Genomic DNA, 21,429 nt, shown 5'->3' with positions numbered 1-21,429 from the left:
CCTCGTAACCTCGGTGAGCTCCTACAAGATTTGTACTTGTCTGATAGACACCCGCTCAGTCAAGCGGCGTCTTTGACCTGCTTCAACGAGCGTGCAACCAGGTCGCCAAACGAACTGACCGGCCCTTGCAGGTTGCCGAGGAAACGCGGATAGATCAGCCATAGATCCATTACCGGCTTAAAGTCTTTGACCGGCAACACCGCCAGTTGCTCGCGATGAATACTGCGCTCCAGCAGAGGGCGTGGCACCAGACCCAACCCCATACCATCCGCTACCAGGCCCAGTTGCAATTCGGTGCCGAAGGTTTCCAGATTGACCTTCAAGCTCAGGCCCTGATCCGACAAGGTGCGTTGCAGCCCCGCCCGAAAACCACAGCCGTCAGGATTCAGCACCCAACCCTGTTGATAACAGTCAGCCAGTTTTACCGAGCCTTTGGGCAAAGCAGAGCGAGCGCAAACCACCACCAGTTCCATTTTGCCAATGGACTCGCCAATGATGTTTTCCGGAAAAATCTTGCCTGCCGGGAACAATGCCGCAGCCGCATCCAGTTCACCGTTCTCGATCTTGCTGACCAGATTACTGCCCCAGCCGGTGGACACTTGCGCACGCAAATCCGGGAACTCACTGCGCAATTGCTTGAGGGCGTCCAACAGCACCACATCACCAATGGTTTGCGGCACCCCAAGACGCAGCAGACCACTCGGCGGTGTATCGCTGGCAACCAGTTCACGCAAGGAATCCATTTCACGGAGGATCGACAGGCAGCGCTGGTAAACCTGATTGCCCATCTGCGTCGGCTTGAGCGGTTTGGTATTGCGGTCGAACAACTCGACGCCCAGCGCCTGCTCGAAATTCTGCACCCGCCGGGTAATGGCTGGCTGGGTCAGGTCCAGCGATTGCGCCGCATGGCTGATCGACTGGCAACGAATCACCGCCACAAAGGCATCGATATCATCAATTTTCATTCGGACCGCACATAAAGAGACAGATGAGAGATAGGCGAAAAGCATAGTGGCATTTGCGGTGCGTGGATAGCTCCGAGGAGTACATCGCCGCTCAGCGGGCGAGAGGGTATGGTCAAAGGCAAACATATTTACTGTAGGAGCGCACGAGCACCGCGAGGCCGCGAGGCCGCGAGGCCGCGATAGCGGTGTATCAGGCTGAACGTTATGGGTTGTACAGGGCGCTTCGCGAATAAATTTGCTCCCACAAGGTTCTGTGTTTGTTATACGCCAGTGACCTCAACAGCACTGAAACTCCTCTCCCAACTTACAGCGTACTTATTCCATGCGCATGGTTTTCGTATAGTTTTTTACGCTTCCGTAAAGATGCCGTAAACATCATTGCTTTTAATCAGCGAGAAGTTAGTCTCCCTACTCTTTTCCCCACGCGAGATTCAACATGGAAAATTCGGAATTAGGCACCCTGATTATTATCATGATCGGTGTTTTCGGATTTGCTTCATTTCTCTTTGAATATCTGAGCGCCAGGCACACCAGGAAAAACAAGCCGCATTAATGTTAACCCCGTGACAAAGATCAACTAACACATTCAGCAACTGTGTTCCGGGGCGCCCTGAGTCCGCCCCCGTCATCTTCCTCAAAACAGTACCAATGCCGCCCTGACTTTTTCTTTGCCAAACACACTCATGCGTTCGAACTCTTGATGCGTCAACGGAACATGCTGGCAATCCAGGCGCTGCCGATACCGGCTGTGATCCAGATCAGGATCATGCAGATAAACAAAGTCTTCATCGCATCCCGTCACTACCACCCAGTGTGGGGCTTTGGAACGTGTCAGCCGATAGCTGCTGATCAGCACGACAGGAACGCCACCGGAGCTGAAAACCTGTGGCAAGTCCAGCCGCCGGGACCTGGATTGCTGAACGCCACTGACTTGCAGCTCTCTGCAAAACCCCTCATGCACCAGCCGCATGACCGATTTCTTGTCTTCACGGCGTACACCGTCCAGGAACAGCGGACCCGAGCGGCTGACTTGTAAACTCACATCAAACCCACGCCGCCATGCGGCCAGTGCCAGCCCGTGCGGGCTACAGCCGCCGTGTCCCGAGGTCATGAAAATAGTCGTGGCCTCCCGCCACAGCTGAATTTCCTCGTCCCGCGAGAACACGCGGTCAGGATTGAGTGCCTTCATCGCCATGAGCAACGAGGCCGCCCCGCAGGTAAATTCGGTTGTCTGCGCATAATAAGGAACTGCCGTTACGCTGCCCGGCACCGGCAGGACAATGCGCTTTTCGTAGCGCAGGGCACGGGCATGGTCCTGGTAGTAATCGTCGACTTCGGCAAAAAGCCGGTATCCCGCCCGTTCGTACAGGCGGATCGCCGAGGGATTGTCAGGGCGTACTTCCAGACGCAGATGCGCGCACTCATGCTCAATCGCTAACTGCTCTGATCGCTCGAGCAGCGCCAGCCCCAAGCCCAGCCCTCTGGCAAGGCAATCAATGGCCAGCGAATACAGCCTGGCCAGGGATGTGCCTCGATGAAACAGCACCAGTGAATACCCCAGCAAGCCCCGATCATCCTCGGCAACTAACAGCTTGGCGTGCGCTCGCTGGATCATCCATAGAAAGTTACGTCGGGACAGTCGATCCTGCTCGAAACACTGATTCTCCAGAAGTTCCAGTGCAGGAATGTCTTCGGCGGTAGCAAAGCGATAGTTAAGATCCATGGAATTACCGTAAATAAAACGTAATGAAAGAGGACAGTTAAAATCAAATATGTTTTATAGAAAACACCCGCACGGCAAAGGCACTTTCATCATGGTTTCGATGTATTCAAACGTAATGGAATTACTACCAAAGGTCGAGTTCAATTTACCCGTTATTAAAGAAGAAGGCGCGGCCTTGCTGTTTCCGCCCAGCAAGTTATTGGTGATTGTCGAGCGCCGCGATGACTGGCAGGGTTATTTGCCCAGCGAAAGTATCGTCACCGCTCAGGAATACCTCGAAGACAAACGTTTTAAAAATCCTGGCGGACCGGTTCAAGTGATTAACCTGTGCCGCAGTTACAAGTATCTGGGGCACGGCTATTACTGCTCGCTACTGGCCGAAGCACGGGGCCATAAAGTCATCCCATCCGTTAAAACCATCAGTGAGCTGACTAAACGCTCGCTCTACGGCCTGGCGCTCGATGACCTGGACCGGATGCTGGACAACGCCATTGCAGGCCATCCGTATGGCGAAACCGAAGGGTTTACCCTCACCTTCCATTTTGGCAAGACCGAGCTGGTCCCTTTGCAGGGCTTGGCGCAACAACTGTTCGACACCTTCCCGACGCCCATCCTGCAAGTCGAGTTCATCAAGAATCAGCGCTGGCAGATCGCCGGAATCAAGATCGGCGCCCTGCACAAGCTTCGCGAAGAACAACAACATGACTTCGCCGCTGCGCTCGACACCTTCAATCGGCGGATCTGGCGTCAGCCGGTTTCGTTGCCCCAGTCCCGTTATGATCTGGCCATCCTGCATGACCCAGGCGAAGCACTGGCGCCCTCCAACCCGCTGGCGCTTCAACGGTTCATCAAGGCCGGCCAGCGGTCGGGCATCAATGTGGAGCTGATCGAAAAGAAGGACTATGCGCGCCTGGCGGAATACGACGCCCTGTTCATTCGCGAAACCACCAGCGTGGACAATCACACCTACCGTTTCGCCAAGAAAGCCGAGAGCGAAGGCTTGGTAGTGATGGACGATTCGACCTCGATACTTCGCTGTACCAACAAAGTATTTCTCACTGACCTGCTTAACAAACACAACCTGGGGATGCCCGCGACAGAAATCCTTTATCGCGATCGCCTTCAGGACCTTGAGCAGATTGGCGAACGGCTGGGTTTTCCCGTCGTACTGAAAATACCGGACGGCTGCTTTTCTCGCGGCGTGATCAAAGTGGAAAACCAGGAAGAGCTGGCCAGGGCGGCTGCCGAACTGTTCGAGCACTCCGTGCTGCTGCTCGCTCAGGAGTACCTCTACACCGAGTTTGACTGGCGTATCGGCGTGCTCAACCGACAGCCTCTGTATGCCTGCCTTTACTTCATGTCCAAGGGGCATTGGCAAATCTACAACCACAAAGCGCAAGGCAGTGAGGTCAATGGCCTCTGTGAAACGATCCCCATCGAAGACGTACCGCCTGCGGTGGTCAAGCTGGCTGTAGACGCCGCAAGCCTGATCGGCGACGGGCTCTATGGCGTAGACCTCAAGCAGACCACCGAGCGTCTGGTCGTGATCGAAGTCAACGACAACCCCAATCTGGATGCGGGCATTGAAGATGCCTGCATTGAGGAGCAGTTGTACGACCGGGTCCTGCAGGAGTTCATCCGGCGCCTGGAGCTCAAGCATCAAGGTTATGGCCAGTAATCCCTTGCAGTAGAGGCGCCAGAATGATTGAACGCTATAGCCTGATTGACGCGACGCTACAGGTAACAACGGACGAGCAGGCGCCGCTGTTGTTATGCACGGACCCTACTGCGCTAGACCGGGAGTTTCTGCATCAACGCTTTCAGGTGGATGCCCACATGCTGGAGTCAGCACTGGACCCTGATGAGGTGTCCAGAATCGAATTTCATGACGGTCAGCTGTTTCTCATCTGGAAGCGCCCGGAAAGCTATTCGGGCTCAGCGGCGATGTCCTTTGAAGTGTCCTCGTTCGGCCTCATGCTCTCCGCCGACAGCCTGGTGGTGATTTCGGCAGGCAATTCACTGCTCAGCCCCGCGAGCAGTCACCGGCCGTTGAACAACCCGCTGGATATCCTCATCGACCTGCTGTTCAACAGCGTGCACCACTACCTCGGACACTTGCGGGTGATCAAGCTGATCGCCCGGGAACTGCATCAGAAATTCGACACATCACTAGACAACCAGCACCTGCTGCAAATGTTCAATCTCAGCGAAAGCCTGATCTATTACATCAACGCGATTCAGAGCAACGGCGCGGTCCTTGAACGCTTGCATCACCACGCCGAGAACAATGCATTTCCTGCCCGATTCATAGCGCTACTGGACGACCTGAAGATCGAAAACGATCAGTGCTACAAGCAGGCCAGGATCTACTCCACCGTATTTGCTTCGCTGATGGACGCCAGGGGCAACATGGCCAACAGCAATATGAACGCAACCCTGCGCAACCTGACCGTGGTCAACGTGGTGTTCCTGCCCCTCAACCTGATCGCCAGCATTGGCGGCATGTCTGAATTCAGCATGATGACGGCGAGTATTCCGTGGTGGATCTCGTTCCCGGCGCTAGTTATGGGGATGGTGGTATTGAGCGTGTTGATGGCAATGCTGCTCAGGAAATCGATGTTCCACCGCAGTGCCACGCCAGCGGCTTGAGCGCCATTCGACTTGACCTGCATCTTGTATTCCACCTGACCATCGATTGTGCACATCCCCGTAAGACCTTGGAGTTCAACAAAACGCTTGTGGCAGATGCGCATTGACGACGTGGGACCGGCTTCAGCCGGGAAAGCGGCATTTCTGGCGACACATTTCCGGTGGCTGTACCGACCTATTCCCGGCTAAAGCCGGTCCCACGACGACTGCGCTATTTGAGAGAGTGCAGTACCGTTAAATTTTTTCAGCACCTTTGGTTATAACCTAATCATAAAATAATCGCATATTAGACTAAGCCATTATGTTTATATTAAGCCACGCATTAACCTGGCGCTGGCATAGACATGACGCACACAAGACACCCCGAACGACTCCGAGAATTTATTGGCGCACTGGCCGAGCTGATCGACAGCAATCCTCGTGAGGGCGATCTGCTGCACCGCGGCGGCAAGCTGCTGGGGCAACTGGTCAGTTACGACGACTGGCTGCCGGACGAGTACGCCATTCCCAGCCCTGAGCGTTATCAACAGTTTCTGTTGCACGCCGACTCCCGGCAGCGCTTTTCGATTGTCAGCTTCGTCTGGGGCCCCGGCCAAAGCACACCGATCCACGACCACCGCGTATGGGGCTTGATCGGTATGTTGCGCGGCGCTGAATACTCCCAGGGCTTTGCCCGCAGCCCGGACGGTCGACTGGAAAAAGAAGGCCCGGCGATTCGTCTTGAACCCGGCCATGTCGAAGCCCTGTCGCCACGCAGCAATGACGTGCATCAGGTCAGCAATGCCTTCAGCGATCAGGTCTCGATCAGCATCCACGTTTATGGCGCCAACATCGGCGCAGTGCGGCGGGCGGTGTACCAGCCCGACGGCACCGAAAAACTGTTTATCTCCGGCTATTCCAACGCCTTTCTGCCCAACATCTGGGATCTGTCCAAAGAGAGCCCTGCCAAAGAGAGCCAAGCACAATGACTCAACTGACCACCCGCTCCTTCGCCGATGTTCGCCAAGCGCTGCTGGCCCATGAAGAACTGGCCCTTGTAGACGTTCGCGAAGAAGCGCCGTTCGCCGAAGCGCACCCGTTGTTTGCCGCCAATATCCCGCTGTCCAAGCTTGAGCTGGAAGTGTTTTCTCGCATCCCGCGCCTCGACACTGCGGTAACGGTATACGACAACGGCGAGGGTCTGGCTCAGCGTGCTGTGGAACGCTTGCAAACGCTGGGCTACACCGACGTGAAACTGCTTGAAGGTGGCCTGCAAGGCTGGCGCGAAGCTGGCGGCGAGCTGTTCATCGACGTTAACGTGCCCAGCAAAGCCTTCGGCGAACTGGTTGAACATAAACGCCATACGCCTTCGCTGGCCGCTGAAGAAGTGCTGCAACTGCTGGATTCCAAAGCCGACGTGGTGGTGCTCGACGCACGTCGTTACGACGAATACCAGACCATGAGTATCCCGAGTGGCATCAGCGTGCCGGGTGCTGAATTGGTGCTGCGCGCCCGCGAACTGGCCCCGGACCCGAACACCCGAATCATCGTCAACTGTGCAGGCCGCACCCGCAGCATCATTGGCACCCAGTCGCTGGTCAATGCAGGCATTCCCAATCAAGTCAGCGCCCTGCGTAACGGCACCATCGGCTGGCTGCTGGCAGGCCAGACACTCGACCATGGCCAGGCGCGACGCTTTGCCGCCGTCAGCGACGAAACCCGCGAAGTGGCCAGCGCCGACGCTCGCCGCGTGGCCGACAAGGCTGGCGTACGCCGTGCAACCCGCGCCGAGCTTAGCAACTGGCAAGCCGATACAGCGCGCACTACTTACCTGCTGGATGTGCGCACGCCGGAAGAGTTCGCCACAGGACACTTGCCCAAAGCACGCTCTACACCGGGCGGCCAACTGGTTCAGGAAACCGATCATTACGCCAGTGTGCGCGGTGCGCGTCTGGTGCTGGTGGATGACGACGGCGTACGCGCCAACATGTCGGCCTCCTGGCTGGCCCAACTGGGCTGGGAAGTGTTTGTGGTTGATGACCTGCAAGCCAGCGACTTCAGCGAGCAAGGCGACTGGAACGCGCCGATTCCTGTCCCCCCACAAGCAGAAGAGATCAGCCCGCAGACCCTCGCCGAATGGCAGCAGCACGGCGACGTGGCGGTGCTGGATTTCACCGCCAGCGCCAATTACGTCAAGCAGCATATTCCCGGCGCCTGGTGGACGTTGCGCGCGCAGTTGCAGGACGCGCTGCAGAAAATCCCTGAAGCCGAACGCTATGTACTGACCTGCGGCAGCAGCAAACTCGCGCGGTTTGCCGTGCCCGAAGTTGAAGCCCTGACCGGCAAGCAGGTGTTCCTGCTCAAGGGTGGCACCGCCAACTGGATCAAGGCCGGTCTGCCGCTGGAAACCGGCGAAAGCCAGCTGGCCTCGCCGCGCATTGATCGCTATCGCCGCCCTTATGAAGGCACCGATGCTCCACGCGAAGCCATGCAGGCTTATCTGGACTGGGAGTTCGGCCTGGTGGACCAGCTAGCTCGCGATGGTACCCACGGTTTTCAGGTGATCTAGAAAACAATCTGACCCTTTTCAAGAGCAGGACCGACCCCTCCAGGCGGAGGTCCTTGCCAGCAAACTCTTAGCCTGGAGATGCACCCATGCTGCTTAACACTTTTCCATTCAAGAAACTGCTGCTGGGCGCGCTGCTGAGCGTAGCCCTCGGCCAACACGCTATGGCCGCCGATCTCGAACCGCTACTGGTCGCCAATCAGAAATCCACAATCAAAGCGCTGCTGCAAGTCTCCGGCGAACTGAAGAACGTTCCTTACGAAATCAAATTCTCCGAATTCCCTTCCGCAGCACCATTAGGTGAAGCGTTGAACGCCGGTGCCGTAGACATCGGAGCGTTGGGCGATGCGCCCTACGTCTTTGCCCTTGGTGCTGGCGCGCCTTTGAAAGTGGTCAGCATTACTCACGCCGAAGGCCGTTTCACCACTGCACTGCTGGTGCCCAAAGACTCACCGATCAAGACCGTTGCCGACCTCAAGGGCAAGCGTATCGTCACCGGACGCGGCTCTATTGGCCACTATCTGGCAATCAGGGCCTTGCGTCAGGCGGGCCTGAAAACCAGCGATGTCACTTTCATCAACCTGCTGCCGGGTGAGTCGCGCATTCTGCTGTCCAGCGGTGGTGCTGATGCCTGGGCAACTTGGGACCCGTACACCACGGTCGCCACCACCCAGAGCCATGACCGCGTTCTGGTCAGTGGCAGCGAGCTTTTGAGCAATCACCTGTATCTGGCCGCGACCAGTAAAGCCATCGCTGAGAAGCGCGTGCAGCTAGACGACTTCGTTGCGCGGGTTGAGCGTGCCTATCTGTGGAGCAACACCCACCCCGCCGAGTACGCCAAGGCTCAGGCCGCGATCACCGGCCTGCCGATCGAGGTTCATCTGGAAATTGCCAACGCCACCAAAATGAACCGCGTAGAGATTGACGACAACGTGATCAAGGGCCTGCAAGCCACCGCTGACATTTACCAACAGGAAGGCATCCTGACCAAATCGATCGACGTCTCAAAAGGCTTCGACAAAAGCTTCAATGCTTCGCGTGCTCAGGTTGTGCAAACAGCCGCTCATTAATCCTCAGACAAACCCTTTAAAATTCCGGAGCACGCTCATGAGCAAGCAACGTCAAAAAGAGCCACGTCAATTGAAGCTGGGCGCAATGGTCCACGGCGTCGGTCACGGCTGGGGCGAATGGCGTCATCCGAACGCATTGGCAGATGCCAGCGTGAATTTCAGTTTCTACAAACAGCAGGCAAAACTGGCAGAAGCGGCCAAGTTTGATTTCGTGTTCATCGCCGACAGCCTGCACATCCACGAGAAATCCAGCCCGCATTACCTCAACCGCTTCGAACCGCTGACCATTCTCTCGGCGCTGGCAGCGACCACGGAGAACATCGGCCTCGTCGCCACTGTCACAGTGAGCTACACCGAGCCATTTCAGGTAGCGCGACAGATTTCTTCGCTGGATCACATCAGCGGTGGCCGCGCTGGCTGGAACGTGGTGACGTCCTGGCTCAGTGGTACTGCCGATAACTTCAGCAAAGGCGAGCACCCGCCGCATCCGGTTCGCTACCGCATTGCCAAGGAGCACGTGTCAGTGGTCAAAGGCCTGTGGGATTCCTGGGAAGACGACGCCTTCGCCCGCAACAAAAAAACCGGTGAGTTCTTCACGCCCGGCAAGCTGCATGCGTTGAACCATAAAGGTGAGTTCTTCTCGGTCAAAGGCCCGCTGAACATCGCCCGCTCGAAGCAAGGCCATCCGCTGATCTTCCAGGCCGGGACGTCCGAGGACGGACGCAACTTTGCAGCCGAATATTCAGATGCGATCTTCGTCCATGCCGAGTCGCTGGAAGAGGCCCAGGCTTATTACCGGGACCTGAAAAAACGTGCAGTGGGCTTTGGGCGCACCCCATTGAACTTGTCGATTTTGCCGGGCATCCGTCCTATCGTCGGCCGCGATGAAGCAGAAGTTGAAAGCCGCTATCAACAGGCCGTGGAACTGGTGAGCATCGAAGACGCCATCGTCGCGCTGGGCCGTCCGTTCAATGATCACGACTTCAGCCAATACCCGCTCGACGCGCCGTTCCCGGAGTTGGGCGACCTGGGCTCCAACAGCCAGAAAGGCGGTTCGGACCGGATCAAACAACTGGCCAAAGATGAAGGCCTGACGCTGCGCGAAGTGGCGCTGTTCTTCTCCCGGCCACGCCGCGAATTCGTCGGCACTGCCGAGCAGGTTGCCGACACCATTCAGACCTGGTTCGAACACGAAGCGGCCGATGGTTTCATTATCAACTCGGTACTGCCGGATGGCTTGCAGTACTTCGCCGAACTGGTGGTTCCGGTCCTGCAGGCACGCGGCTTGTTCCGCAGTGAATACACAGGCTCCACCTTGCGCGAGCACTTCAATCTGCAAGTGCCGCAAAACCGCTATGCGCAGCAGGAAGAAGCTGAGCTGGCTTAATTTTTGTGGGAGCTGGGCTTGCCCGCGATAAACGATAACTCGGTCTGCCTGCGAGTTGCGACACATGCATCGCGGGCAAGCCCAGCTCCCACAGGGATTTGAGCCAGCATGCAAACGCTTCACCTCTTCAGGCATTGCGCAACATTCAGGATTGTAAGTAAAAGGAAACCCCATCAATGAGCGTATTTCCCCTTCGCCCCGTTGCCGCCAGCGACGTCGAGTCCGCCGAGACTTTCACCGCCCGGCTGGCGTCAATCACTGCCGCCCTGGCCACAACTGCCGAGCGCTACGACGCAAGTGGCGAGTTCCCCCACGAAAACTTCCGCCTGCTGCACGAGCATGGACTGCTGAGCCTGACTGTACCCGCTGATCTGGGCGGCGGCGGTGCGGACTTGCCCAAAGCGCTGCAAACCATCAGCGCCGTTGCTCAGGGTGAGCCGTCCACAGCGTTGATTCTGGTCATGCAATACATCCAGCATGCGCGCCTGCAGCAGAGCAAAAACTGGCCCCGGCATCTGCGCCTGCAAGTGGCGAAAGACGCGGTCCGTGACGGTGCGTTGATTAACTCCTTGCGAGTCGAACCCGATCTTGGCACACCCGCTCGCGGCGGCCTGCCTGCGACTACGGCACGACGTACCGCCGAAGGCTGGCGCATCAGCGGCAGCAAAATCTACTCCACCGGCAGCCATGGCCTGACCTGGTACAACGTCTGGGCACGCAGCGACGATGCCGATCCTTTAGTGGGTGGCTGGCTGGTGCACAAGGACACGCCAGGCATTCGAATCGTCGAAGACTGGGATCACCTCGGCATGCGTGCCACGTGCAGCCATGAAGTGATCTTTGAAGACGTCTTGGTGCCGCTGGAAAACGCTGTCAGCGTCAGTCCATGGAGCGCGCCTCAGGCAGAACTCGATCCAGCAGGCCTCATGTGGATGTCGGTCTTGCTGTCCTCGGTTTACGACGGTGTCGCCCGCTCGGCGCGTAACTGGTTTGTGCAGTGGCTGGAAGAACGCAAACCGTCCAACCTTGGCGCTGCGTTATCGACCCTGCCGCGCTTTCAGGAAGTGGTTGGCGAGATCGATACCCTGTTGTTCAACAACCACAGCCTGTTGCAATCGGCTGCCACTGGCCTGACCCCGGCAGCGCATGCGGCACAGATCAAATACCTGGTGACGACCAACGCCATTCGCGCAGTGGAGTTGGCTGTCGAAGCAGCAGGCAACCCCGGGCTGTCACGCAGCAATCCGCTGCAACGCCATTTGCGCAACGTGCTCTGCGCACGGATTCACACGCCGCAGAATGACGTGACGCTGATCGGCGTAGGCAAAGTGGTGTTTGCGGAGCGAGAAAAAGCGACGCGTTAGGTAGGAGCTGCTCTGCGTCTGCTTGCTACCTTGATAGCGCACCGCAGGGTTTGCCTATCCCCCTGAAGACCGCAAGAGCGGTTCAATCAGTGCTCGGAGGGGTAAGCCCTCAATTGAGCAGGTTAACGGTTATTCACAGTTCAATTCATTCACGACTAAAACGGGTTATCAGTTGCAATTGAAATACCGAAACACTCTAAAAGTTCCCGATCAAGTTTGGTTTATTTCAAACCATTACTATTTTCTATCCCACTTATAGAGCCTCCCCCCATTATCAGTTATCGTACAACTTATAAAAATTTTGATAATTGAATCTCCATACAGGCCTGTAGCGCCGAGCTAGAGCAGGCGCGGCCTGGCGGCAAAAAATAATTCTAAAAAAAATTGAACTCATTGAACTTTCAAATGTACATCTGCGCGCATCAAATATTTACGCCTGGAACCTGAAAGTTGTCGAGCCCGCATTAAAGTTTCCCAAACCACCACCGATAAAACTCCAACTGGATTATTGGCAAGGAGCAGCCTCATACCGTATTTCTAAAGATACTCGGAGCATTATTCATGCTGAAAATGATACATCGCGGGCTTTCGAATATAGCCGTTCATACCAAGCTTGCGCTGGGCTTTGGCATGGTCATGCTGCTCACCGTACTTATCGCCGGAGTGGGTTGGTCGGGCATCAAGGAAATGGGCGAACGAAGCCAGAGAATCGATGACATTGGCAAACTCGGCTCCCTGACCAGAGATATACGCATTGAACGACTGGCCTACATCATCACACCTGATGCTGAGCGAGCCGCCAGTTGGTTAAAAGCCGTGGACAGTCTGGACCGGCACCTCGAATACGCTCGTCCGATGTTCAGTTCCCCACTCAATGTCCCTCACATCAACTCCGCCAGTGATGGATTGAAAGACTATCGTGTCCAATACACTGCCGTGGTACAGGCCACCGGAGCACGAGAGGCAACACGGGACGTATTTGGCAAACATGCCGATGAAGCCGCTAAAAGCCTTGAACGCCTAAGCGCCTTCGCCAACGCTGAAACGGGCGATACCGCCATGCGTGACAGCGTGACACGTGCACGCGCCTTGTTTCAGCGCATGCGCTTTGATGTCAGGGGTTACACGTATACGTTGAATGCAGACGCTGAGCGGCAGGCCAAGGAATCGATAGCTGAAGTCATACGCTTCATCGAAAGCCTGAAAGGATCAGGACTACCGGCAGAGACGCTTCAAAGTATCGACACGTCGCTCAAGGCTTATCAAAGTACCGTGCAGCAGTTTTCTGATGCTCAGGCAAAAATCACCGAGTCCCAGGCCAATATTTCCAAAGACATAAAAATCCTGTTCGCAGCGGCCGACGAACTTACAAAAAACCAGACAACCCTGCGCCTGGAGGATCTGGCTCAATCTCGCGACTTGCTCATCATCGGTCTGGTTATCGCATTGATTGTCAGCACCCTCGCGGCCTGGATTATTACTCGCCTGATAGTCGCTCCTCTGTTGAAGACATTGGGTCTCGCTGAACGCGTTGCCGACGGCGATCTCACTCATGACCAGGTTACCGATCGTCAAGACGAACTGGGCCGACTTGAAAACAGCATGCAGAAAATGACCGTCAAGCTAAAAGGCTTGATCAGTGGGCTCAAGGACGGTGTCGTGCAGATCGCAAGCGCTGCCGAACAACTGTCTGCAGTGACCGAACAAACGAGCACCGGGGTCCAGAGCCAAAAATCCGAAACGGATCAAGTCGCTACAGCGATGCATGAGATGGGCGCCACGGTCCAGGAGGTCGCCCGTAATGCCGAGCAGGCTTCCAACGCGGCAATCAATGCGTCCAGAGAAGCCCGTGAGGGGGATGTGATTGTCTCCCAGGCGGTGACCCAGATTGAAAGCCTGGCAGTTGAAGTGAGCCATTCAAAAACAGCCATGGATGACCTTAAGCGCGAAAGCGACAAGATCGGTGGCGTCCTGGATGTTATCAAAGCCGTTGCGGAGCAAACCAATCTGCTGGCGCTCAACGCTGCGATTGAAGCGGCCCGCGCAGGCGAAGCAGGCCGTGGGTTTGCGGTGGTCGCGGATGAGGTAAGGAGTCTTGCTCAACGCACTCAAACGTCCACCGAGGAAATAGCCAGCCTGATTCACGGACTGCATAAAGGAACCGACAGAGTGGCAACGATTCTGGATAACAGTCGGAGCCTGACAGACAGTACTGTTGAGCTGACTCGCAAGGCGGGCACGTCATTGAATAGCATCAGCCGTTCGGTGTCTGAAATCGAGTCCATGAACCAGCAGATCGCAGCGGCTGCGGAACAGCAGAGCGCCGTCACCGAAGAGATCAATCGCAGCGTACTCAATGTCCGCGACATCTCGGAACAAACAGCCGCCGCCAGCGAGGAGACTGCGTCATCCAGCGTTGAACTGGCCCGCCTGAGTGTCCAGCTACAAACGATGGTCAGCCAGTTTAAAGTCTGACCCTTTTGACCATGCCTGTATGACCTGTGGGAGCTGAGCTTGCTCGGCTCCCACAAGAGCATTCCAATTCAAAACCTATGGCACCCACAGATGCAGTGGGACCGGCTTTAGCCGGGAAAGCGATATCTCTGACTGCACATTTTCAGGCTCTGTCCCGGCCTCTTCCCGGCTAAAGCCGGTCCCACGTCATCAGTCATTTCTGCGTGAGACTCCATGTTTACCCGAAGGCCCACGTCGTCAGTGATTCCTGTGGGAGCTGGGCATTTCCTCTCAAAACCTATCCTTCTCCGCTTCGCACGAAGTATGACGACTTTAGATACATCCTCTCTATAGAAAGAACCACCCCTCTCCCCCGAAACCTCCATACGCCCCATAAATCCGCACAAACCGATTGACAGACCCGACCCAGCGGGAAAATAATCGCCCCATCGTTGTATGACGACATACAGCATAGCCACCTAATAATCACAATATCCAAGGCAAGCTCTCCATGAAAATCACCCGTATCAGTGTCGAGGTCTTTTCCCATCCGTCGCGGCGCGCCGTCGATAGCGCAGGCCATGCTCATCCTGGCGAAGAAAAACCGGTCAATCTGGCCATGTTGCGCATCGCGTGTGACGACGGCAGCGAAGGCTATTCCTTCGGCGCTCCAGAGCTGATTCGTCCGCACATCATCGAATCCTTCGTGAAGAAAGTGCTGATCGGGCAGAACCCGATGAACCGCGAAAAAATCTGGCAGGAACTTGCTCACTGGCAACGCGGCAGCGCCAGCCAACTGACTGACCGCGCACTGGCACTGGTCGAACAGGCACTCTGGGATCTGGCCGGGCGCGTGCTGAAACAACCGGTCTACAAACTGCTCGGGGGTTATCGCGACAAGGTGTTGGCCTATGGCTCAACCATGTGTGGCGACGATTTGCCAGGCGGCCTTTCCACTCCGGATGAATACGGCCAGTTCGCCGAAAAACTGGTCGCTCGCGGCTACAAGGCCATCAAGCTGCACACCTGGATGCCACCGATTTCCTTCGCGCCAAACCCGCGCATGGACGTAAAAGCCTGCGCCGCAGTGCGCGAAGCGGTCGGCCCGGACATCGCGCTGATGCTCGACGGCTATCACTGGTACAGCCGCGTCGATGCGCTGTACATCGGCCGCGAACTGCAGAAGCTCGACTTCGCCTGGTTCGAAGAACCCATGATCGAAGACTCGGCCGAGTCTTATGCCTGGCTGGCCGCCAACCTCGACATCCCGGTGCTCGGTCCTGAAAGCATTGACGGCAAATATCACAGCCGTGCGAGCTGGGTGACATCCAGATCCTGCGATATTCTGCGCGCCGGGGTTGCCGGTGTAGGCGGTATCAGCCCGTGCCTGAAAGTCGCGCACATGGCCGAGGCGTTCGGCATGGATTGCGAGGTTCACGGTAACGGCGCGGCCAACCTGCAAGTGATTGGAGCCATCAGCAACTGCCGCTGGTACGAGCGCGGTCTGCTGCACCCGTTCCTGGATTACGAGCAGGTTCCGGCTTATCTGAACACGCTGGTCGACCCCATGGATGATGAAGGCTACGTGCATTTGTCGGACCGCCCGGGCCTGGGTGAAGACATCAATTTCCACTACATCGAGGCCAACACGCACCAGCGTTACTGACAGGCGGCACCGCACAGAGGCGACATGAGCGCCTCTGGCACAAGAGTCTTAATAAATATAAGAAAGGACTGCCCTATGAAACTCTGGCCTTCGCGCCTGCGCCAGTTACTGTGCGTGGCGCTGACTGCGACGCTTCTGCACACCTCGCCCGGTATGGCGCGCGGTGAAACGCCGGTTGATCAACTGGTGGTCGGCATGAGCATGATCAACCTGCTCTCTCTGGACCCTGCCGCTGCTACTGGCCTTGAAGTGTCCGAGGTCAATTCCAACGTCTACGACATGCTGCTCGAACAGGATGCCAGCGCGCCCGATACGCTGATTCCTGCGCTGGCCGAACGCTGGGAAGTCAGCGCAGACCGCATGCGTATCACCTTTCACCTGCGCCCCGGCGTGACCTTCCATTCCGGCCAGCCACTGACCGCACAGGATGTCGCCTGGTCACTGCAACGGGTCGTCACCCTTAATCGCGCGCTGGCTTCAACCTGGAAAGCTTACGGCTACACCGCGCAGAACGTCGCGCAACTGATGCGTGCCGAAGACCCGCTGACGTTCGTCCTCGACCTGCCACGGCCGACCGATCCGCTGCTGGTGCTCAACACACTGGCAACTTCGCCGAGCGCCTTTGTGATCGATCGCCATACCGCCATGCAACATGCCCAGGGCGAAGACCAGGGCGCGGCATGGCTGACGACGCACACCGCAGGCTCCGGCGCTTTCAAGCTGGACATCTGGCGCGCCAACGACGTGATCCTGATGACGCGTTTCGATAATTACTGGCGCGGTCCGGCGAAAATGCGCCGAGTGATCATGCGCAACATGACCGAATCCCAGGCCCTGCGCCTGATGGTCGAACGTGGTGATCTGGACGTGGCCCGAGGCATGGCCGCTACCGACATCAAAGCCCTGACCCGCTCCCCTGAAGTCAATGTGCAGACCATCGCTCGCGGGACTATTTACTACATTGCGCTGAGCATGGAGCAACCGCTGTTTCAGGACATCCGGGTGCGCAAGGCGATACGTCTGCTGATCGACTATCAAGGCATCAATGACGTGGTCATGCCCCACTACGGCGTAGCCAACCAGCGCCCGCTGCAATTGGGTCTGGCGGCCCGACTGGATGACCCCGGTTATCGCCTGAATGTGCAGGAAGCCAAACGTCTGCTGGCGGAAGCCGGGCATGAAAAAGGCTTCACGATTACCCTGCGCTCACTGACCGATTCACCCTTCATCAATATCGCCACCAGCCTGCAATCCACCCTGGCTCAGGCCGGTATTCGCGCCACGATCATTACCGGCACCGGCAACCAGATTTACGGCGCCATGCGCGACCGGCGCTTCGACATTCTGGTCGGGCGCGGCGGTGGCGGGGCCGAACGTCATCCCCATTCCAGCCTGCGAGCACTGGTCTACAACCCGGATAACCGCGAAGCAGCCAAGCTGAGCAACTTTCAGGGCTGGCGCACTTCGTTCTACAGCGCCGAACTCAATCAACTGATCGAGCAGGCCGAACAGGAACGCGATGCGCAACGCCAACTGGCGCTCTATCAGCGCATTCAGACCCTGTACGACCAGCAGGTCGGCGCGATCATGCCGATTTCGCAAATGACCGACGAGGTCGTGGTGCATGCCGACGTGCGTGACTACATCGGCCACAGCGCCGCCACGACACGCCTGCACGACGTCTACAAACAACGTTGATCCGGACTCAGTCGCTTTCGCAAGGCAGGAATTCTTATGACGAGTGCATCTGTTTCATTGTGGGGCAGCCGCATGGCTGGCACGACCCGGCGCAGCGGTTCAGTGCTGGCGACGCTGTTCGGCCTGTTGCTGCTCACGTTCTTCATCGGTCGGGTCATGCCGCTGGACCCGGTGCTGGCCATCGTCGGCCCGGACGCTGACGCTTCGACCTATGCCCAGGCCTACAAAGAGCTGGGGCTCGACAAGCCGCTTTGGGTGCAATTTGGTGGCTACCTCAACGACTTGCTGCACGGCAATTTTGGCAACGCGCTGCTGACGGGTCACCCGGTCATCGAAGACATTGCACGGGTGTTCCCCGCCACCCTCGAACTGGCCACGCTGGCTATCGTCTTCGGTGTTGTGGCCGGGTTGCCGTTGGGCGTATATGCGGCAACTCATCAGGGCCGCGCCGGCGACCATATCGCCCGGCTGTTCACCCTGTTCGGTTACTCAACGCCGATCTTCTGGCTGGGCATGATGGCCTTTCTGGTGTTCTACGCCTGGCTGGGTTGGGCCGGTGGTGTGGGACGCATTGGTCTGGCTTACGACGGTCTGATCCCGACACGTACCGGCTTGCTGCTGATCGACACCGCACTGTCCGGCGACTGGGAGGCGTTTCGCAGCGCCCTGCGGCACATTCTGTTGCCCGCGATCATCCTCAGCTTCAATTCGGTGGCGTACATCAGCCGCATGACCCGCAGCTTCATGCTTGAACAGCTGTCTCAGGAATACATCATCACGGCGCGGGTCAAGGGCCTTTCCCAGCGGCGGATTGTCTGGGGGCATGCGTTCCGCAATATCCGGGTGCAACTGCTGACCATCGTCGCCCTCGCCTACGGCGGATTGCTTGAAGGCGCGGTATTGATCGAGACGGTATTTGCCTGGCCCGGTTTCGGCCAGTACCTGACCAGCAGCCTGCTGCTGGGCGACATGAATGCGGTGATGGCGTGCGTGCTGTTGATCGGGCTGATCTTTGTCGCCCTGAACCAGATCAGCGACGCCCTTTATAAAGTCTTCGACCCGAGAACCCGCTGATGACGACTTCTCAAGCTACCCCTATGGCAGCGGCAGTACCCGCTTCAAGTCTGGCGGCCCTGACCGGCAGCGCGGCGCGCATGATGCGCTTTCTGTTGCGCAACCCGATGACGCTGGCCGGGCTGACCGTGATTTCAGTGCTGATGATCGTTGCGCTGTTCGCACCCTGGATCGCCAGCCATGATCCGCTGCAACAAGACCTGACCCGCGCCTTGCAAGCGCCAGGCGCGGCCCACTGGTTCGGCACGGATGAGTACGGCCGCGATGTGTTCAGCCGACTGGTTCATGGCTCGCGCATCACCCTGTACATCGTGTTGTTGGTGACGGTGATCGTCGGCCCTATCGGCCTGTTGATCGGCACGGTGTCCGGCTATTTCGGTGGCTGGGTCGACAGCCTGTTCATGCGCATCACCGACATCTTCATCTCGTTCCCGAGCCTGGTGCTGGCCTTGGCCTTTATCGCCGCGCTTGGCCCCGGCCTGGAGCATGCGGTAATCGCGATTGCACTCACCGCCTGGCCACCGATTGCGCGCCTGGCCCGAGCTGAAACCCTGTCGCTGCGTAATGCCGACTTTGTTGTCGCCGTGAAACTGCAAGGCGGCTCGCCGCTGCGCATCATCGGTCGACACATCATCCCCATGTGCCTGTCGTCAGTGATCATCCGCCTGACCATGAACATGGCCAGCATCATCCTTACCGCTGCGGCACTGGGTTTTCTCGGCCTGGGCGCGCAGGCACCGCTGCCGGAATGGGGCGCGATGATCTCCAGCGGTCGGCGGTACATGCTGGAAAGCTGGTGGCTTGTGGCAGCACCCGGCGCGACGATCATGCTGGTCAGTCTGGCGTTCAACCTGCTAGGTGATGGACTGCGCGACGTGCTGGATCCGCGTAATGAATAACAGCAACACGAGCGATAACGGTTTGCCTGACACACCGCCATCGCTGGCCTCGTAACCTCAGTGAGCGCCTATAGGATCGGGGCAACCTGAAAAATTGCATGTTAAACACCGAACCTGTAGGAGCGCACGAGCACCGCGAGGCCGCGATAGCGGTGCATCAGACAAGACGCCATCGCTGCCTCGCGATGCTCGTGAGCTCCTACAGAAAAGTATTAAAAATCAATAAGAGGTAACAGCCATGTCTCAGTTATCCGCATCACATAGCAAGCTCGTCGTAGACGACCTACGCGTCGAGTTCACCAACGCAGGCAAGACCACTCTGGCTGTGCAAGGCGTGTCGTTCAATCTGGGGCGGGAAAAGCTGGCGATTGTCGGCGAGTCCGGCTCGGGTAAATCCACAGTCGGCCGCGCCCTGCTGCGCCTGCATCCGGCAACTGCGCGCATCACTGCCAAGACCTTGCGATTTGATGACATCGACCTGCTCAGCGCCAGCGAGAAACAAATGCAGGGCGTTCGCGGGCGTCGCATGTCGATGATCATGCAAGACCCGAAATACTCACTGAACCCGGTGGTGAAGGTCGGCGAGCAGATCGCCGAGGCGTATCTGGCCCACCACAAGGTTTCGCATCAGGAAGCCAAAGAGCGTGCGCTGGACATGCTCGCCAAGGTGCATATCCGCGACCCGCAGCGGGTCTATCAGCTCTACCCGCATGAAGTCTCCGGTGGCATGGGCCAGCGAATCATGATCGCGATGATGGTCATCACCGATCCACAAGTAATCATCGCCGACGAGCCCACCTCGGCACTGGACGTGTCGGTACGCCGTCAGGTGCTAAACATTCTCGAAGAACTGGTGAGTGAACGGGACCTGGGCCTGCTGTTCATCAGCCACGACCTGAATCTGGTGCAGCACTTCTGCGACAGGGTCCTGGTGATGTATGCCGGACGGGTCATGGAATCACTGGAAGCCGCCGACCTCGCCAGAGCCGAGCATCCCTATACACGCGGGCTGCTTGCCGCGTTGCCGAGCCTGGACTTTCCGCGCAGCAGCCTGCCGGTGCTCCAGCGCGATCCCCTCTGGCTGACTCATTGAGGTATTTCCCATGGCGATGATCGAAGTCCAATCACTCAACCTCAGTTTCGGTACGGGTCCGGCGCTCAATCAGGTGCTGCATGACGTCAACCTGCGCGTCGAACAAGGTCAGGCGTTCGGCCTGGTGGGCGAATCCGGCTCAGGCAAAACCACCGTACTGCGCTGCCTCGCCGGGCAATACCAGCACTGGACCGGCGCCTTGCAGGTCAACGGCCAACAGGTGCAGCGCAAGCTGGATGCCGAGCATTATCGAACGGTGCAGATGGTTTTTCAGGACCCCTATGCCTCGTTGCATCCGCGGCACACCATTGACTCGGCGCTCAAGGAGCCGCTGGCGATCCATCGCATCGGCGACCGCGATGACCGGGTCAGGGAGATTCTGCGCAAGGTGGGCCTCAATGACAGCTTTCGCTTCCGCCATCCGCATCAACTGTCAGGCGGGCAGCGCCAACGGGTAGCGATTGCCCGGGCGCTGATCCTAGAACCCAGGGTTCTGCTGCTGGACGAGCCGACCTCGGCACTGGATGTTTCAGTGCAGGCGGAAATCCTCAACCTGCTCGCCGACCTGCGCCGCGAACAGGGCTTGACGTACCTGATGGTGACGCATGACCTGGCGGTCGTTGCCCACCTGTGCGAGCAGGTGGCGGTGATGCAAGGCGGCAAGATCGTTGAGATTCTCGACACGGGCGAACTGGCTCGACATGAGGCGCAACACGCATACACCCGTCTGTTGGTTCAGGCGAGTCGCGACATGAACACCCATAACATCGAACAACCGGTCGCCTGCCTGGCGCTGTAAGACCACTGGAGTTTTAACCCGTCGCGTGCTTCGGCATTTCTGC

General features: G+C 57.7%; 16 protein-coding genes and 1 pseudogene. 15 read left to right on the top strand and 2 right to left on the bottom strand.

What is annotated here, in order from left to right:
- Positions 1 to 59: 59 nt before the first annotated feature.
- Together AUC60_RS19090 and AUC60_RS19085 are read right to left on the bottom strand one after the other, a co-directional pair.
- Positions 60 to 965: a LysR family transcriptional regulator gene (locus AUC60_RS19090; protein WP_087271076.1), complete on the bottom strand. Its 906-nt coding sequence runs from the start codon at positions 963 to 965 to the stop codon at positions 60 to 62.
- A 634-nt stretch (positions 966 to 1,599) separates the two neighbouring features.
- Entirely contained in the window at positions 1,600 to 2,688 is a 1,089-nt protein-coding gene (locus AUC60_RS19085) for a GNAT family N-acetyltransferase/peptidase C39 family protein (RefSeq protein ID WP_087271073.1), read from the bottom strand.
- 91 nt (positions 2,689 to 2,779) lie between these two features.
- Here AUC60_RS19085 and AUC60_RS19080 point away from each other — a divergent pair, with 91 nt between their 5' ends.
- The 15 genes and pseudogenes from AUC60_RS19080 to AUC60_RS19010 all read left to right on the top strand — a co-directional run bounded on the left by AUC60_RS19080 (position 2,780) and on the right by AUC60_RS19010 (position 21,386).
- Positions 2,780 to 4,366, top strand: a complete 1,587-nt coding sequence (locus AUC60_RS19080) for a RimK family protein (protein ID WP_087271100.1) — start codon at positions 2,780 to 2,782, stop codon at positions 4,364 to 4,366.
- A 23-nt stretch (positions 4,367 to 4,389) separates the two neighbouring features.
- Positions 4,390 to 5,337, top strand: a complete 948-nt coding sequence (locus AUC60_RS19075; RefSeq protein WP_087271070.1) for a magnesium transporter CorA family protein — start codon at positions 4,390 to 4,392, stop codon at positions 5,335 to 5,337.
- 344 nt (positions 5,338 to 5,681) lie between these two features.
- The gene (locus AUC60_RS19070) at positions 5,682 to 6,305 is read left to right on the top strand and encodes a cysteine dioxygenase family protein (protein WP_087271067.1); all 624 of its coding nucleotides are present in this window, start codon (positions 5,682 to 5,684) and stop codon (positions 6,303 to 6,305) included.
- Positions 6,302 to 7,885, top strand: a complete 1,584-nt coding sequence (locus AUC60_RS19065) for a rhodanese-related sulfurtransferase (RefSeq protein WP_087271064.1) — start codon at positions 6,302 to 6,304, stop codon at positions 7,883 to 7,885. Before AUC60_RS19070 ends, AUC60_RS19065 begins: the two co-directional genes overlap by 4 nt.
- Before the next feature lie 86 nt (positions 7,886 to 7,971).
- The gene (locus tag AUC60_RS19060; RefSeq protein ID WP_087271061.1) at positions 7,972 to 8,952 is read left to right on the top strand and encodes an ABC transporter substrate-binding protein; all 981 of its coding nucleotides are present in this window, start codon (positions 7,972 to 7,974) and stop codon (positions 8,950 to 8,952) included.
- Between the two features lie 37 nt (positions 8,953 to 8,989).
- The gene (locus tag AUC60_RS19055) at positions 8,990 to 10,339 is read left to right on the top strand and encodes an LLM class flavin-dependent oxidoreductase (RefSeq protein ID WP_087271058.1); all 1,350 of its coding nucleotides are present in this window, start codon (positions 8,990 to 8,992) and stop codon (positions 10,337 to 10,339) included.
- Between the two features lie 176 nt (positions 10,340 to 10,515).
- Positions 10,516 to 11,703 (top strand): acyl-CoA dehydrogenase family protein, encoded by a 1,188-nt coding sequence (locus tag AUC60_RS19050; protein ID WP_087271055.1) that lies wholly within the window; start codon positions 10,516 to 10,518, stop codon positions 11,701 to 11,703.
- A gap of 561 nt (positions 11,704 to 12,264) precedes the next feature.
- A pseudogene (locus tag AUC60_RS28610) lies at positions 12,265 to 13,317 on the top strand (methyl-accepting chemotaxis protein); the annotation flags it as partial.
- Complete coding sequence (locus AUC60_RS28605) at positions 13,306 to 14,178, top strand: methyl-accepting chemotaxis protein (RefSeq protein ID WP_420800743.1); 873 nt, start codon at positions 13,306 to 13,308, stop codon at positions 14,176 to 14,178. The pseudogene AUC60_RS28610 and the gene AUC60_RS28605, both read left to right, overlap by 12 nt.
- 490 nt (positions 14,179 to 14,668) lie before the next feature.
- The gene (locus AUC60_RS19035; protein WP_087271049.1) at positions 14,669 to 15,823 is read left to right on the top strand and encodes a mandelate racemase family protein; all 1,155 of its coding nucleotides are present in this window, start codon (positions 14,669 to 14,671) and stop codon (positions 15,821 to 15,823) included.
- Positions 15,824 to 15,898: 75 nt separating this feature from the next.
- On the top strand, positions 15,899 to 17,521 hold the full coding sequence (locus AUC60_RS19030; protein WP_087271046.1) for an ABC transporter substrate-binding protein: 1,623 nt from the start codon (positions 15,899 to 15,901) through the stop codon (positions 17,519 to 17,521).
- Positions 17,522 to 17,557: 36 nt separating this feature from the next.
- Positions 17,558 to 18,595: an ABC transporter permease gene (locus tag AUC60_RS19025; protein ID WP_087271043.1), complete on the top strand. Its 1,038-nt coding sequence runs from the start codon at positions 17,558 to 17,560 to the stop codon at positions 18,593 to 18,595.
- Positions 18,595 to 19,494, top strand: coding sequence for an ABC transporter permease (locus AUC60_RS19020; RefSeq protein ID WP_087271040.1), 900 nt, complete (start codon positions 18,595 to 18,597; stop codon positions 19,492 to 19,494). The genes AUC60_RS19025 and AUC60_RS19020 overlap by 1 nt, the downstream gene beginning before the upstream one ends.
- Positions 19,495 to 19,732: 238 nt before the next feature.
- Positions 19,733 to 20,587 carry an ABC transporter ATP-binding protein gene (locus AUC60_RS19015; RefSeq protein ID WP_087271038.1) on the top strand — a complete coding sequence of 285 codons (855 nt, stop codon included), beginning with the start codon at positions 19,733 to 19,735 and terminating at the stop codon, positions 20,585 to 20,587.
- 10 nt (positions 20,588 to 20,597) lie between these two features.
- Positions 20,598 to 21,386: an ABC transporter ATP-binding protein gene (locus AUC60_RS19010; protein ID WP_087271035.1), complete on the top strand. Its 789-nt coding sequence runs from the start codon at positions 20,598 to 20,600 to the stop codon at positions 21,384 to 21,386.
- Positions 21,387 to 21,429 lie beyond the last annotated feature (43 nt).

Source organism: Pseudomonas caspiana (assembly GCF_002158995.1).
Classification (GTDB): domain Bacteria; phylum Pseudomonadota; class Gammaproteobacteria; order Pseudomonadales; family Pseudomonadaceae; genus Aquipseudomonas; species Aquipseudomonas caspiana.
Note: the sequence above shows the minus strand (reverse complement) of the source record. Positions and strands in the feature narration are given on the sequence as shown.